We start from the raw sequence: 14,162 nt of genomic DNA on the forward strand, positions 1-14,162 counted from the left end.
AGGGCGTCTTCGAGCCCGTACCGGGCCAGGATGAACGGGCGCACCTTCCGGCAGGCGTTCGGTCCGTCGTCGGCGGCGATGTCGACCAGCGTGGTCAGCGCCGGTTCCTGCATCAGGTCACCGAGCAGCGGGCTGAGCTTCTCGAACTCGGACACCACCGTCGCCGCCGACCGCACCGGCAGGCGGCCGGACTCGACCGCCTCCTTCACGGGCTGGTTCACGGCCTTCCCGAAGGCGGTGGCGACGTTCACAATCGCCGCCGCCCCACCGGCCTTCGTCGAGGGGGCGTGGGCCCGCACCCACTGGGTCGGGGTCATCGCCGCCGACCCGCCCGGGGTCTCGCCCCGTGACAGGGCGTCCCGGAGCACCGACACCCGGCCGAGGTCACACGCCATCCCGAGCGCGTCGACCTCCTCCATCAGGCCGGCCAGCCCGTCGGGTCCGCCACCGGAGGGGCACTGCCACGTCACCTCGGCCAGCCCCTGCAGCGCCTCCCGGGCGGCCGCGAACCGTTCGCGGCGCTCGGCCAGGCTCAGGCAACGACCCGCCTGGTCGCCGTGGCGCTGGTTCCCCTCCATGACCACAACCGTAGGGGCGACCACCGACAACCCACCCCAACCGTAGAACAACGAACACCGTTGGGAGACAGCGCTTTTCGCGGCATATCTCACCGACCATCGCAACCCCTCACGTGCCACCTGTGGACGGTGTGACCCCACGCGATCACCTGTGGACAACCGCGAACGCGCTCTCGTTGCATTCTGCAACCGTCCGGACGCTCGAACCCCACCTCATCCGAACGGTTCTTGATTTATCCGAAATGCGACACATCGGACCCACGGGTGTCACCCTTCACTGTGGTCCCAGACCACCGCCCGACTGCCGCCGCTCACTGCCCTGGACTCTCACGTGCGCCTCCTCCCCGCTGCCCTCGCCGTCGCCCTCACCCCCGTCTTCGTCGCGCTCCCCACCGTCTCCTTCGCGAGCACCGACCGGCCCCACCCGGTCGCCCCGAAGGTCACCACCACCGGCGTGCCTGCGGTCGCCGCAGCCGAGCGCGCTCCGAGCACCGGCGCGCCGAACACTCCCGCCCCCAAGACCGCCAAGGTCACCACCGGCCGCGCCCTGTCTGCCGCCAGCACCCCGCAGACCCGCCCGCGCTTCACCGTCGCCGGTGTCTCGTGGGCCCGCGGCAGCGGCCTCACCGCCACCGACATCGGGGTCAGCGTGCGGGTCAAGGAGGACTCCGGCTGGACCGGTTGGGAGCCGCTGCAGGCTTCCGACGACGGCCCCGAGTCCGGCACCGGCGAGTCGAAGGGCGCCCGCGTCGGCACCAACCCCCTCGTCACCGACGGCGCCACCGGGATCCAGGTCCGCGTCGAGACCACCGGCGGCCGCAGGCTGCCCGACCTGCAGGTCACCACGATCGACCCGGGCCGCTCCGCCGCCGACGACAACCTGACCGCCCACCAGCCGGCGGCCTCCGCCTCGGCCGCAGCGGTCAAGCCGACCATCATCACGCGCGCCCAGTGGGGTGCCGACGAGTCGCTGCGCGGAGCCGAGACCTACAACAGCACCGTCAAGGCCATCGTCATCCACCACACGGCCAGCTCGAACGACTACACCGCGTCCACCGCCGCCGCCCAGATCCGCGGCATCTACGCCTACGACACCCGCGGGCTCGGCTGGACCGATATCGCCTACAACTTCCTCGTCGACAAGTTCGGTCGCATCTACGAGGGCCGGGCAGGCTCGATCACCGGCGCGGTCCGCGGTGCCCACGCCATGGGCTTCAACACCGACACCATGGGCGTCGCTGCGCTCGGCAACTACGAGACCGCGAGCGCCCCGGCAGTGATGGTCGACTCGCTCGCCAAGGTCGCGGGCTGGAAGCTGTCGCAGTACGGCGTCAGCCCGAGCGCGACGACGCGCCTGACCTCGGCGGGCGGCAGTGGCGTCAAGATCGCCGCTGGCACCACCGTCACCCTGCCGACGGTCAACGCCCACCAGAACACGTCCTACACGCTCTGCCCGGGCAAGTACCTCTACCCGCAGATGGGCACCATCCGCACCAAGGCCGCGTCATATGCCGCCTACTCCTCCACCACCGGCCCGGCGCCGGTGGCGACGAGCCGCCTCTTCGCGGCATACGGGTCGCTCATCCTGACCACCGGCTCACGCGGGTATGCCGTGCGCGACCTCCAGCTCGAGCTGAACCGGCGCGGGTTCTCCGTCGGCACCGCCGACGGGGACTTCGGGCCCGCGACCCTCGCGGGCGTGCAGAAGTTCCAGCGGGCGGCGCAACTGGCGGTGACCGGCAAGATCGCGGCGAACGACTGGCGAGCGTTGTCGGGCCTGTCGTACACGAAGGTCACCACGACCCCCACGACGACTCCCACCACGCCTACGACCCCCACCACGACGACCACGCCCGCCGCAGTGCCGGGCCTGGACGGCGACGGCCGCGGTGACGCCATGGGGCGCACCGGCCTGGGTGACCTCTACTGGTACCCCGGCCGGGTCGGCACCTTCGCGGCCCCGGTCAAGATCGGTCCCGGCTGGAACACCTACCGCTTCGTCATCTCCCCCGGTGACCTGACCGGCGACCGGCGCGCCGACGTGCTGGGCGTGACCTCCACCGGTGACGCCTGGCTCTACAAGGGCACCGGCACCGGCCGGCTGCTGAGCCGGGTGCTGGTGGCGCGCGGCTGGAGCGCCTACACCGACCTCCTCACCCCCGGCGACTGGACCGGCGACCGCAAGCCGGACGTGTTGGCGCGCAAGGCGAACGGCGAGCTGTGGCTGCTCACCGGCAACGGCACCGGCGGCTTCTCCGGTGCGCGGCGGATCGGCACCGGCTGGCAGATGTACGCGCAGATGATCACGCCCGGCGACGTCACCGGGGACGGCAAGGTCGACCTCATGGGACGCACGCCGGCCGGGGCGCTCTGGCTCTACCGCGGCACCGGCACGACGGCCGGCACCGCGATCGGCTACGAGCGCGGCACGGTGATCTCGACGGGCTGGCAGGGCTTCAACACCGTGTTCTCCACCGGCGACGTCACCGGTGACGGGCGCGCCGACCTGGTGGCGCGCAACCCGTTCAACGCCAACTACGTCTACGCCGGCACCGGCAAGGGCACCTTCGCGGGAGCGAAGCGGATCACCGCGCCGTGGGGTGACACCACCCGGATCTTCGGGGTGCGCTGACCGGGTGCGCTGACCTCGCCCGTCGAACGGTCACCACCCCGCCGAACATCCGCTCCTCGACAACCCGAACCGCAGAGCCTCCACGGGCCGACGCGGCACATCGCCCCTAGCCTTGCTGCATGCCGAGCCTCCCAGCGCTGTTCCGACGGATCCGCGAGACCTTCTGGTGGCGCCCGGCCGCCCTCGTGGCGGCAGCAGTCGTGCTGGCGGAGGTGTTCGTCATCACCGACCGGCTCCTCGACACGACGAGCTGGAGCCAGGGGTCGGCGTGGCAGCTGGGCGTCGAGGGATCACGGGGGTTGCTGACCGCCATCGGCAGCTCGATGCTGGGCGTCGCGGCGACGGCCTTCTCGATCACGGTCGCCGTCATCGCCACGGCGAGCTCGAGCTATGGACCTCGCCTGGTGCGCAACTTCATGACCGACCGCAGCAACCAGCTCGTGCTGGGCTCATTCGTCGCCACCTTCGTGTACTCACTGCTGGTGCTCCGCTCCGTGCGTTCCGCTGACCAGGACCTCGGCACCGACGCGTTCGTGCCGTTCCTCTCGGTGCACACCGCCATCCTGCTCGCGCTGGTCGACGTGGGCGCGCTGGTCTACTTCATCCACCACATCGCCGAGTCGATCCAGATCTCCACGCTGGCCGTGCGACTGCGCGAAGAGCTGACGTCCGTGGCGCAGCGAGAGTACGCCGACCCGCCCCGGCAAGCGAGGCGCGACGTCGACGGAGCCGTGGCGGAAGCCCGGTACCAGGGCCACGCGGTCAGGGCGACGCAGGCGGGTTTCGTCGTCTCCGTCGACCGCGACCGCCTGGTCGACGTCACTGCTCGGGCAGGCGGGCTCGCCGTCATGGATGTCGGCGTCGGTGACCACGTCATCCCGGGCGAACCGCTGATGCACAGCACGGCAGCAGATGAGCACGACGAGGCACTCGGCGAGTGCGTCGGCGTCGGTGACGCGCGCACACCCGTGCAGGACGCGCGCTTCGCCGTGCAGCAGCTGGTGGAGATGGCCGTGCGGGCGCTCTCCCCCGGCACCAACGACCCCTACACCGCGCGCAACGCCATCCAGGAGCTCGGGGCCGGCCTGTCGGTCATGGTCGCTGCCGGATCCCCGCCGGCCGGGTGGGCCGACGACGACGGGCGGCTGCGCCTGGTCCTCGACGTGCCGTCGCCACTCGACCTCGCCGACGAGGCCCTGACCGACCTCCGAGTGCACGGCAGCTCCGAGCCGTACGTCGTCCGAGAGATCCTCCGCCTCGGCGAACGGCTCACCACCGCGGGCGACGGCGAGGTCGGCGAGCTGGTGCGCACCCACATCGCCCTGGTGCTCGACGCCTTCGCCGAGTCAGGGTGCCACGCCGACACCGTCAGGCTCCGGGAGATCGCCAGCTCGATGGCGCTGACTCGAGCCTGACCGCTGCCGGCGCCCTCGGAGAGGACAGCGCCCACCCGGGTGTCGCCCGGCCCAGGGCGCCGCGCGCCTTCTCGGTGCGGGGGTCAGCCGGGGAGCCCGGCGGCGAGCCTGCCGAGCGCGTCCTCCCAGTGCTGCTGGTCGCCGCGCGGGTCACCCGCGATGCCGCGTCCCTCGTGGTAGAGGTCGACGCACGTGCCGTCGCCGTCGGGCTTCAGCTGGACGTCGAGCATGCTGAGCGGGCCGTCGTCGTGGGGGTGCCAGCTGACCCGGACCTGCTCGAGCGGGTGGTAGCTGCGGGTCACGCCGTGGGAGCCGTCGGCTGCGTGCCAGGACTCGCCCTTGCTGCCGAGCCGCGCGCCCTCGCCGAGGAGCGCCTCCGTGCCGGCCGGGCTGATCAGGTGCTGCCACACCTGGCTGGGGTCCGCCGGGAGCGTCCTGCGGGCGTGAACTCCCGCTTCGGGCTCGCCGGCGTCGGTGTCGTCGGGGACCGTGTCGACCTCAGTGCTCATCGAGACCTCCGTTTCAGCGGGCCGCCCCGGGTGGGCGTGCCCACGAGGACAGTCGACCGCGTCAGGGGTGCCGCTGGCAACAGGTCGAAGGACCAGGTCTGGTCAAGTTTCGCGCCGCGCCCCGCGGGCGGTGGACGAAGGGGGTATGCCGCGTGGGCCGGCGGCGGGGGGACGGGGACACCCACGCGGCATACCCGGCGGGGTCCGGCTCAGGCCGGCAGGGGCTGGCCCTGCGGCTTGCCGAGCCGGGCCCTGGCCTGGTCGACGTCCATGCCGTGCAGCCGCAACAGGTTCTCCCCCAGGATCTTCCTCTTCGCCTGCTCGGTGAGCTGGGGGTAGCCCCAGCCGTCGACGAGGTCCTGCGGCAGCTGGAAGTCCCAGAAGGCGCGGATCGCCCACTGCGGGTGGAAGAGCGGCGCCTCGGAGCCGTAGACGATCTTGTCCTCGCCGCACCAGAAGAGCAGCTTGCCGAGGATCTCGGCGAACATCCGTGGGGCGCGTACGACGAAGTTGATGGTGGCAGCGAGGCTGGCGTGCAGGTTGGGGTACCGGATGAGCTGCCAGCAGGTCTCGTCGATGAAGGGCAGACCGACGTGGTAGATCACGAAGTTGATGTCGGGGAAGTTCGCGGCGGCGCCATCCATGTCCCAGGTCTGGGTGAACTCGACCGGCTGGGGTCCGAGCGGGACGCCCTTGTGCACGCCGACGAGGTTGATGCCCAGCTTCTGCAGGTGCTCGAAGACGGGGAAGGCGACCTTGGGGTCGTCCATGCGCCAGGGCACCGGTCCGCCGTCCTCGTAGCGGACGTTGTAGAACTTGAACCCCTTGGCGCCGAACTCCTCGACCTGGCGGGTGATGTCGTCGAGCGCCTTCTTCCCCTCCAGCGGGTTGCAGGTGCCCCAGAACACGGTTCGGTCGGGGTCGAGGGCGGCGAGCTCGGCGCAGCGCTGCCAGGCGCTGAGCCCGTCGCGGTAGAGGTCGGTCAGCGGCAGCGGCATCGCGATGACGAGGTCGTTGTCGGACTGGTTGTAGACCATCTCCCGGATCTCGTCCGGGCTCCACTTGTGCAGGAACTCCTCCGAGGGCATCACGGTCTCGCCCTCGGGGGTGAGCGTGGCGTGGAAGGCGTAGAGGTGGTTGGAGAACATCGTGCCCGCCGGCCCGTAGGCGTTGTCGGCCTCGAAGTTGAAGGGGTGCGCCACCCCGTCGAACACGATCGCGTCACCGATCATGGCTCACTGCTCCTTCACTGCGGGCTGGCCTGTGGTCCAGTGCTTCTCGACGTATGCCGCGGGGTCACCCGCGGTGGTGGGCGGCGGGAGGAACCGGAGCTTCTCCCGAGCCGCCGGGGCGAGGCGGTCGGTCGACCAGGCCCGCTCCCACACGATCTCGACGTCAGCGCTCGTCACTCCGGGCATCGACTCCACGCTGCTCCTGATCTCGGTGAGGACCGTCGCCGCGAACGGGCACCAGCCGCTGGTGAGCAGCAGCTCCACCCGCGCGTGGCCGTCGCTGCCGACGTGGGCTCGGTGCAGCAGACCCATGTCGACGACGCTGATGCCCTTGTCGCGGCAGCAGGGGTCGTAGACAGCGGTGAGCCGCTCCTCGATCGCCGGGTCGATTGCCGGGTCGACTGCCGGGTCGATGGCCGGGTCGATGGCTGGGGCTCTCGTCATGGCGGCAAGTCTGCGACTCGGTGGGCGGCGGCAGTAGCCCCCGGGATTTCCCATGGCGAAACCCCTGTTCCCCGCCCCCGGGGCGTGGCTACCCTCGATGAGGACGGCGTCGTCGGGAGGAGAACGGCGCCGCCCACGAGGAGGGCGCCCATGAGCCAGTCCGAGATGGTCGCGCCAGCTGTCTCTGCGCTTGCCCCCTCGCGCGGGCCCGAGCCGGAGGACCTCGTCCAGAGTGTGTCGCGGGCGCTGCGGGTGCTCGAGGTGGTGACCGCCTCCCCCGGGCTGCCGGTCAAGGCGATCGCACGACGGAGCGGCCTCAACCTGTCGACGACCTACCACCTGGTGCGAACCCTGGCCTACGAGGGCTACGTGCGGCGGCTGGCCGACGGCTGCTACGACGTCGGCACCGAGCTGCCGCGACGTTTCCACGACGTGGTGGGGTCGCTCGGCCGGCCACCCCGGTCGCGCGACGTGCTCTCCCACCTGGTGCAGGTGACCGGCCTGTCCGCCTACCTCGGGCGGCTCAGCGCGTCAGGCATGGTCGTGGCCGAGGTGGTCGAGGGCCCGGGCTCCCCCTACCTCGAGGACTTCGAGGTGGGACTCGACGTCGCGGCGCACGCCACCGCGCTCGGCAAGGCGCTGTTGTCGGCGATGCCGCGAAACGCGCGCAAGGAGTACCTGCGGTCGCAGGGACTGCCTGCCTTCACGTCCCAGACGACCACCGACGCCGAGACACTCGAGCACTGGCTGCGCTCGGTCGACCTGACGAGGCCGGTGGTCGAGCACGGGGAGTACCGCGACGGGGTCTCGTGCGCGGCGGCGCTGGTGCCCTCTCCGATGGCGGACTCCGCTGCGGCTGGTGGGCCCGCGGCGGACGAGACCGTGTGGGCGGTCGTGGTCTCCGCGCGCACCCTCGACATCGCGCCCCCGGTGGGCGACGAGCTGCTGAGGGCAGCACAGGACCTCTCCCCCGCCTGACACCTCTGCCGGTGACCCGCGGCCGGTGACGCGCGACTGTGCCCCGTGGCTGACTCAGGTCAGGGAGTGCCCTGCACCGGTTTCAGGGGTGCGCCGCTGGCGAGGATCGCGGAGGTGAGCGCCTTCGCCGACTCGGCCGGCGCGTTCCGGTTCGTCAGCAGCACGAGGTCGAGGTGCGGCAGCTTCGGCAGCCCGGCCGACGCGGGCAGCTCGACGAGGTCGGCCGGCATGAGGGTGCGGGCCATGACCGCGACGCCGAGACCCGCCCGCACCGCGGCGAGCACGCCATTGACGCCCTTGACGGTGCAGGTGATCCGGCTGCGGCGGCCCACGCGCTCGAGGGCCTGCACGCTGATCGCCCGGCTCAGGCTCGGCGCCTGGTAGACGACGAGCGGCACCTGCTGATCGGGCTCGAACCGGGTGCCCTCCACCGCCACCCAGACGAGCTGGTCGCGACGCACCAGCTGGCCCCGGCTGGGGCTCGGGGTGTTGGCGCCCCGCTTGACGAACGCGACGTCGAGGTGGCCCGACTCGACCCGCCGCAGCAGTGCCTCGTTCTGCAGCACGGTCAGCTCGAGGTCGATCCGCGGGTACAGCTGGCGGAAGTCGCGCAGGATCTTCGGCAGCGGGGTCAGGGCCAGGTCGTCGGTGACACCGAACCGCAGCCGACCGGAGAGGTGCGAGCCGGTGAAGTAGCCGACCGCCCGCTCCTGCGCGGCCAAGATCTCGCGGGCGAACCCGGCCATAGCCTCGCCCTCGGAGGTGAGCGCCACGCTGCGGGTGTCGCGCACGAGCAGCGGTCGGCCCACGGCCTCCTCGAGCCGGCGCACGTGCTGGCTCACCGTGGGCTGTCGTATGCCGAGTGCCTCGGCTGCTCGGGTGAAGCTCAGTGACTGCGTGACAGCGAGGAAGGTCCGCAGCAGCTCGGGGTCGTACACGTCAGCCGTCCTTCATTACGTTTCACAATGGCACTTATACGACTCATTCTGCCCCGGAATGGACTTTCGCACCGTCCGGATCGCCGACAATGGACGGGTTCGCCTGGACCACCAGCACACCACTCGACTCCACCGCAGCAGGACGACCATGACCCTCTCCGACGCAGCTTCTGTCCGACTCGCCAATCCCCTTGTCCGCCAGCGCCTCTCGCGCTCCTTCCCCGCTCTGACCAACCGCAACTTCCGCCTGCTGCTCCTCGGCCTGCTGGTCTCGGGCACGGGTGGCTGGATCCAGCGCATCGCGCAGGACTGGCTGGTCCTCACCCTCACCGACAGCCCGACCGCCGTGGGAGTCGTGACGGCGTTCCAGTTCGTGCCGACGCTGGTGTTGGGCATGCACGGCGGGATGCTGGCCGACAGGTTCTCGAAGCGCCGGCTGCTGCTGGTCACCCAGGTCTCGATGGCGCTGACCGCTGCAGCCCTCGCCGCGGTGACCCTCGCGGGCCACGTCGAGGTCTGGCACGTCTACGGGCTCGCCCTCGTCCTCGGCGTCATCACCGCGGCCGACAACCCGGTGCGCCAGTCCTTCGTCTCCGAGGTCGTCAAGGGGCCACAGCTGCCCGGCGCCATCAGCCTCGTCTCCTGCACCTTCCAGATCGGCGCGATGGCCGGCCCGGTGCTCGGTGGCCTCCTCATGGGATCGGTGGGCGCTGGCTACGCGTTCGCGATCAACGCCGCCAGCTTCATCGCACCGGTCGTGGCGCTGTCGCTCATGCGCGACACGGGCGGCGCCTCAGCGCGGCGCAGCTCGGCCGCGGCCCCGGCACCAAGCATCCGTGAGGGGCTGCGCTACGCCCGGCGCACCTCCACGGTGCTCTGGCCGATCGTGATGGTGGGGGCCTTCGGCTTCTTCACCATCAGCCTGCCGGTGACGCTGGCCGCCTTCGCCAAGAACGAGTTCCACTCCGGCGCCAGCGGGCTCGGGCTGCTCAACGGCGTGGTCGCCCTCGGCGCCCTGTTCGGCGCCATGCGCACCGCACGCCGCACCTCGATGCCGCGGCTGCGCAGCGTCGGCGGCGCCGGTGCAGCCCTGGCTGCGGCGATGCTCCTGGCAGCCGCGGCCCCCAACCAGACCAGCTTCACCATCCTGCTCGTGCTGGTCGGCGCCGCGAACCTCGGATTCCTCACCACCGCACAGTCACTCGTGCAGGTCGCCGCTCTCGACCACCTGCGCGGCCGCGTCGTCGGGCTCTACATGCTGGTCTTCATCGGCAGCGGCGCGATCGGGGGCCCGGTGGTCGGGTTCATGGCCGAGCACTTCGGCGCGCGCGTGGCCCTGCTCGCCTCCGGTGCGCTGCCCGCGGTCGTGACGGTGCTGGTGTGCCAGCGGCTCGCGCGGCGCGCCGACCTGCGGCTCAGCCTCACCTCGTTCTCCGTGCGGATGGTGCGCCCCACCGTCGTGTCGCGCTGATCCCCGGTGGCAGGGCTCAGAAGGGCATCGCGATGAAAGGTGAGGAGTAGTCCTCCACCCGCTCGAGCACCCGCGCTGCCTCTTCAAGGGTCAGCTGCGAGCTGGCCTTCTCTGCCTCGATCATCTGCCGCAGCAGGCGCGTCTCCCCCGCGGTGGCGATGCCGGTGATCTGCGGGTAGGTGCCCAGCACCCAGGCGACGGCCGCGGTGATCGGCTCCTGCTCATCCAGCGGCCGGTACCAGGTCGAGTACACCTTCGGCTCGTCGTCGCGCCAGTTGCGACGTGCGATGGCCTTGATGGCCATCACCGCGGCGTCCGTCCTCGCCGCGGCCTCGAGCAGGCCCTCGAGGTCCTCCCGGTATGCCGGGTCGCTGGCCAGTCGGTAGCTCACCGGAGTCAGCACGCTGTCGAAGTCGAAGCGGCGCAACGCCTCGGTGTGCACCGAGGGTGCCGCGTGAGTGTGCCCGGTGACACCGATCGCACCGGCGAGCCCCTCCTCCTTGGCCCGGACGGCCGCCGCCAGGCCACCACGGGGAGCCGTCAGCAGGTCGAGGTTCTCCAGGTCGCACACCGCGTGCAGCTGGATGAGGTCGACGTGGTCGGTCTGCAGGCGCTCGAGCGACTCGTTGATCTGGCGCCACGCGGCCTCTTCGGAGCGCTCACCGGTCTTGGTGGCGAGGAAGATGTCGTCACGGATCCGCGGCATCCAGGGGCCGAGCCGCAGCTCGGCCTCGCCGTAGTCGCGGGCGACGTCGAAGTGGTTGATGCCGGCGTCGAGGGCCTCCTGGATCGAGGCGTCGGCTGTGTCCTGGTCGACGTCCGAGAGGGAGGCGGCGCCGTAGATGAGGACCGAGCTGTCGTGGCCGATGCGTCCGAGGCGGCGGGTCTGCATGGCGCTGACGCTACGCCTGCACCGCCCCGCGGGCGACCGGTCGCCGCGAGCTATTGACGCCTTGCTCGGCACATCGACGCCCTGGTGCCGACTCACCGAGTGGTCGGGTCCGGGGGTAAGAGGTCGGCCATGCCCCGCAGCCAACTCTCACACCGTCTCCCTGCCGCACCGTGGCTGGACACGGTGCCGACCCGCTGCCACTGCGAAGGGAAACCCCATGAGCGCGACCTCCACCACCTCGCGGCTACGACTCCTCGTCCCCGGCGTCGCCATCGCTGCACTGCTCGCCGTGCTGGCCCTGGCCCTCCCCCGGGCCAGCGCAGACGCGCTCGCCGCCCCGGCCACCCATGCCCGACACGATGGTCACGGCGGTCACGGCGGAGCGGTCGCCACCGTCCGCCTGCCGCACACCGCCGCCCAGCTGGCCCTCCACGACCAGATGCGGCGACTGTGGGAGGACCACATCACCTGGACGCGGCTCGCCATCGTGACCTTCGCCGACGGCTCCGCCGGCTTCTCCCCGACCGCTGCCCGGCTGCTCAGGAACCAGGGCGACATCGGCAACGCCATCAAGCCGTTCTACGGCGACGCGGCCGGCAAGCAACTCACGGCTCTGCTGCGCGACCACATCACCATCGCGGTCGAGGTGCTCCAGGCCGCCAAGGCCCACGACGCCACGGCGTTCGCGTCAGCCAAGGCTCGCTGGTACGCCAACGCCGACGACATCGCCGACCTCCTCGCCTCCGTCAACCCGCGCTTCTGGCCCCAGTCGATGATGCGCGCCGACATGCGGGAGCACCTCGACCAGACGCTGGCCGAGGCGGCGAACGAGCTCGCCGGCGACTATGCAGGCAGCATCGCCGACTACGAGCAGGTGCACACCCACATCCTCGCCATGGCCGACCTCCTGAGCTCCGGCATCATCCGCCAGCTCCCGGGACGCGTGGGCTGACCGAGTGGGCTGACGGAGGGATGGCCGGGCAGCTCGCAGAGAGCTGACCGAGAGGTGACCGAGCGGCTCAGGCCTGGCGCGCGGCGAGGATGCGCCCGCGCGCCTCACCGAAGCCGATCCGCGACCCGCCTGCGCCGGGTGCAGAGGCCGTGAGCACCACCTCGTCACCGTCCTGGAGGAAGGTGCGCGGTTCCCCCGCCACCTGCACCGGCTCCGTGCCGCCCCAGGTGAGCTCGATGAAGGCGCCGCGGGTGTCCTCCTCCGGCCCGGAGATGGTGCCCGAGGCGAACAGGTCGCCCGTTCGGGTCGAGGCGCCGTTCACGGTCAGGTGCGCCAGCATCTGCGCGGGCGACCAGTACATCTCGCGGTACGGCGGCCGGCTGACGACCTCACCGTTCCACGACACCTCCAGGTCGACGTCCAGCCCCCACGGCCGCTCCGCCGCGAGGTAAGGGAGCGGCTTCGGGTCCTGGTGCGGGGTGGGCACCTTCGCCTCCTGGAGGGCGAGCAGGGGCACGACCCACGGCGAGATGGTGGAGGCGAACGACTTGCCGAGGTTCGGCCCGAGCGGCACGTACTCCCAGGCCTGGATGTCGCGGGCCGACCAGTCGTTGAAGAGCACCACGCCGAACAGGTGCCGCTCGGCGTCCTCCACCGAGATGGTGTCCCCGAGGGAGGAACCCGTGCCGACGACGAAGCCCAGCTCGGCCTCGATGTCGAGCCGCACCGACGGCCCGAACACCGGAGCCTCGCCGTCGGGCCCCTTGCGCTGGCCCCTGGGTCGGACGATGTCCGTGCCCGAGGGGACGATCGTGCCGGCCCGCCCGTGGTACCCGATGGGCAGGTGCTTCCAGTTCGGAGTCAGCGGATCGGGGTTCTGCGGCCGGAAGAGCCGGCCGAGGTTCGAGGCGTGGTGCTCTGACGCGTAGAAGTCGACGTAGTCGGCGACCTCCACGGGCATGTGCAGGGTGACGTCGGCAAGCGGGAAGAGCACCTCGTCGGGCACCTCCTGGCCGAGCCGTTCGCGGAGCTCGGCGCGCACCTGACCCCACCTCTCGTACCCCTGGGCCATGAAGGCGTTGAGGGTCGGCCGGGCGAACACCTCGTCCCCCAGCAGGTCGGCCAGGTCGACGACGGTGTCGCCGAGTCGGGTGGCGACCCGCGGTTGCGAGCCGTCGACGGAGTAGACGCCGTAGGGGAGGTTGTCGAGTCCGTAGAGGGAGTCGGAGGAAACGGTCACAACGGTCATGCGAAGACTCCTTCGGCGGCCTCGAGGAGGCCGAGGGTGGCGAGGTCGGACACGGGCTCGTCGATGCTGCAGGTGCCGATCGAGCGGAAGCACCAGCGCACCTGCTCGGCCTGACCCAGCGGCCAGGCACCGGCCGAGGCGGCCAGCGCGGCGCCGTCACGGTCGGCCAGCAGCACGGACGCCTCCGTGACGTCGGCGCCGTCCAGCGCTGCGGCCACGGCGACGAGGACGTTGAGGAAACCATGCTGCTCGAAGCCCGTTGCTGCATCGGTGTTGCGCACCGCGTGGTGCAGGCCGGCCGTCGCCTTGAAGGGCACCCGCGCACGCACCAGGGCGACGATGCCGGCACCCAGCTCCGCGGCATCCGGGTAGAGGTCGGCGCGGACGCCGCCGGTGCGGAGCTTGGCGAGGTATGCCGTGCCGGCCAGCGCGTCGAGGAGGGTCGCGCGACGCTCGTCGCGGGGCAGCTCGACAAAGGCCGTCACACGGCTGCCGTCGGCCGTGCGGGCGAGGTCGCCTCGGAGGGCCAGGTCGAGTGCCGGCACGACCTCGTCGACCTCGGCCACGTCCGCAGGGACTCCCACCTCGACCGCGCGCACGTCGAGAGCCGGAACGAGGGCCGCCGCCTCGAGGGCCGCGCGCACGGCTCTCGGTCCCGGCACCGTCACCGAGAGCGCGAAGGACCGCGGCGGCAGCCCTTGCACGAGCGGGCCCAGTGACGGCAGGGCAGACGCCGCGACGACGAACGGGCCGACGAGGGGCCCCTGCGCAGACGCCAGGTGTGCCAGGTGCGCCGGCACGGCTTGCGCCAGCGGCACCGAGCCCGGCGGGAAGACCGCGGCATCGTCCAGGAATCCTGTGAACAGGCGCAT

The 14,162-nt window shown here is 71.4% G+C and carries 13 protein-coding genes; 5 read left to right on the top strand and 8 right to left on the bottom strand.

Annotated elements, in window-relative coordinates; genetic code table 11:
* The coding region (locus BMW78_RS00005; protein WP_143056090.1) for a hypothetical protein at nt 1-578 on the bottom strand (578 nt) is incomplete at its 3' end.
* A 331-nt stretch (nt 579-909) separates the two neighbouring features.
* On the opposite strand from BMW78_RS00005, the gene BMW78_RS00010 reads away from it, so the two are divergent.
* Together BMW78_RS00010 and BMW78_RS00015 are read left to right on the top strand one after the other, a co-directional pair.
* Nucleotides 910-3,210, top strand: a complete 2,301-nt coding sequence (locus BMW78_RS00010; RefSeq protein ID WP_091755256.1) for an FG-GAP-like repeat-containing protein — start codon at nt 910-912, stop codon at nt 3,208-3,210.
* A 119-nt stretch (nt 3,211-3,329) separates the two neighbouring features.
* Nucleotides 3,330-4,625 (top strand): DUF2254 domain-containing protein, encoded by a 1,296-nt coding sequence (locus BMW78_RS00015; protein ID WP_091755258.1) that lies wholly within the window; start codon nt 3,330-3,332, stop codon nt 4,623-4,625.
* A gap of 83 nt (nt 4,626-4,708) precedes the next feature.
* On the opposite strand, the gene BMW78_RS00020 is transcribed toward BMW78_RS00015, so the two are convergent.
* From BMW78_RS00020 to BMW78_RS00030, 3 genes are all read right to left on the bottom strand, one after another.
* On the bottom strand, nt 4,709-5,134 hold the full coding sequence (locus BMW78_RS00020; RefSeq protein WP_091755260.1) for an SRPBCC family protein: 426 nt from the start codon (nt 5,132-5,134) through the stop codon (nt 4,709-4,711).
* Between the two features lie 209 nt (nt 5,135-5,343).
* Nucleotides 5,344-6,366, bottom strand: a complete 1,023-nt coding sequence (locus tag BMW78_RS00025) for an amidohydrolase family protein (RefSeq protein WP_091755262.1) — start codon at nt 6,364-6,366, stop codon at nt 5,344-5,346.
* A gap of 3 nt (nt 6,367-6,369) precedes the next feature.
* Complete coding sequence (locus BMW78_RS00030; RefSeq protein WP_177180211.1) at nt 6,370-6,810, bottom strand: metal-sulfur cluster assembly factor; 441 nt, start codon at nt 6,808-6,810, stop codon at nt 6,370-6,372.
* 150 nt (nt 6,811-6,960) lie between these two features.
* On the opposite strand from BMW78_RS00030, the gene BMW78_RS00035 reads away from it, so the two are divergent.
* The gene (locus BMW78_RS00035) at nt 6,961-7,788 is read left to right on the top strand and encodes an IclR family transcriptional regulator (RefSeq protein ID WP_091755266.1); all 828 of its coding nucleotides are present in this window, start codon (nt 6,961-6,963) and stop codon (nt 7,786-7,788) included.
* A gap of 59 nt (nt 7,789-7,847) precedes the next feature.
* Here the strand turns inward: BMW78_RS00035 and BMW78_RS00040 are convergent, their stop codons facing one another.
* Nucleotides 7,848-8,726 (bottom strand): LysR substrate-binding domain-containing protein, encoded by an 879-nt coding sequence (locus BMW78_RS00040; RefSeq protein WP_091756409.1) that lies wholly within the window; start codon nt 8,724-8,726, stop codon nt 7,848-7,850.
* A 148-nt stretch (nt 8,727-8,874) separates the two neighbouring features.
* On the opposite strand from BMW78_RS00040, the gene BMW78_RS00045 reads away from it, so the two are divergent.
* Entirely contained in the window at nt 8,875-10,197 is a 1,323-nt protein-coding gene (locus BMW78_RS00045; RefSeq protein ID WP_177180212.1) for an MFS transporter, read from the top strand.
* 16 nt (nt 10,198-10,213) lie between these two features.
* Here BMW78_RS00045 and BMW78_RS00050 read toward each other — a convergent pair whose 3' ends face one another.
* A complete protein-coding gene (locus tag BMW78_RS00050; RefSeq protein WP_091755270.1) occupies nt 10,214-11,089 on the bottom strand; it encodes an aldo/keto reductase in 876 nt (291 codons plus the stop codon).
* A gap of 217 nt (nt 11,090-11,306) precedes the next feature.
* Between BMW78_RS00050 and BMW78_RS00055 the strand changes: the two genes are divergently transcribed.
* The gene (locus BMW78_RS00055) at nt 11,307-12,041 is read left to right on the top strand and encodes a hypothetical protein (protein ID WP_177180213.1); all 735 of its coding nucleotides are present in this window, start codon (nt 11,307-11,309) and stop codon (nt 12,039-12,041) included.
* 67 nt (nt 12,042-12,108) lie between these two features.
* Here the strand turns inward: BMW78_RS00055 and fahA are convergent, their stop codons facing one another.
* Nucleotides 12,109-13,290, bottom strand: a complete 1,182-nt coding sequence (gene fahA, locus BMW78_RS00060) for a fumarylacetoacetase (protein ID WP_091755272.1) — start codon at nt 13,288-13,290, stop codon at nt 12,109-12,111.
* On the bottom strand, nt 13,287-14,162 hold the full coding sequence (locus BMW78_RS00065; RefSeq protein ID WP_091755274.1) for a hypothetical protein: 876 nt from the start codon (nt 14,160-14,162) through the stop codon (nt 13,287-13,289). Before BMW78_RS00065 ends, fahA begins: the two co-directional genes overlap by 4 nt.

This window comes from Pedococcus cremeus (genome assembly GCF_900111375.1).
Taxonomy (GTDB): domain Bacteria; phylum Actinomycetota; class Actinomycetes; order Actinomycetales; family Dermatophilaceae; genus Pedococcus_A; species Pedococcus_A cremeus.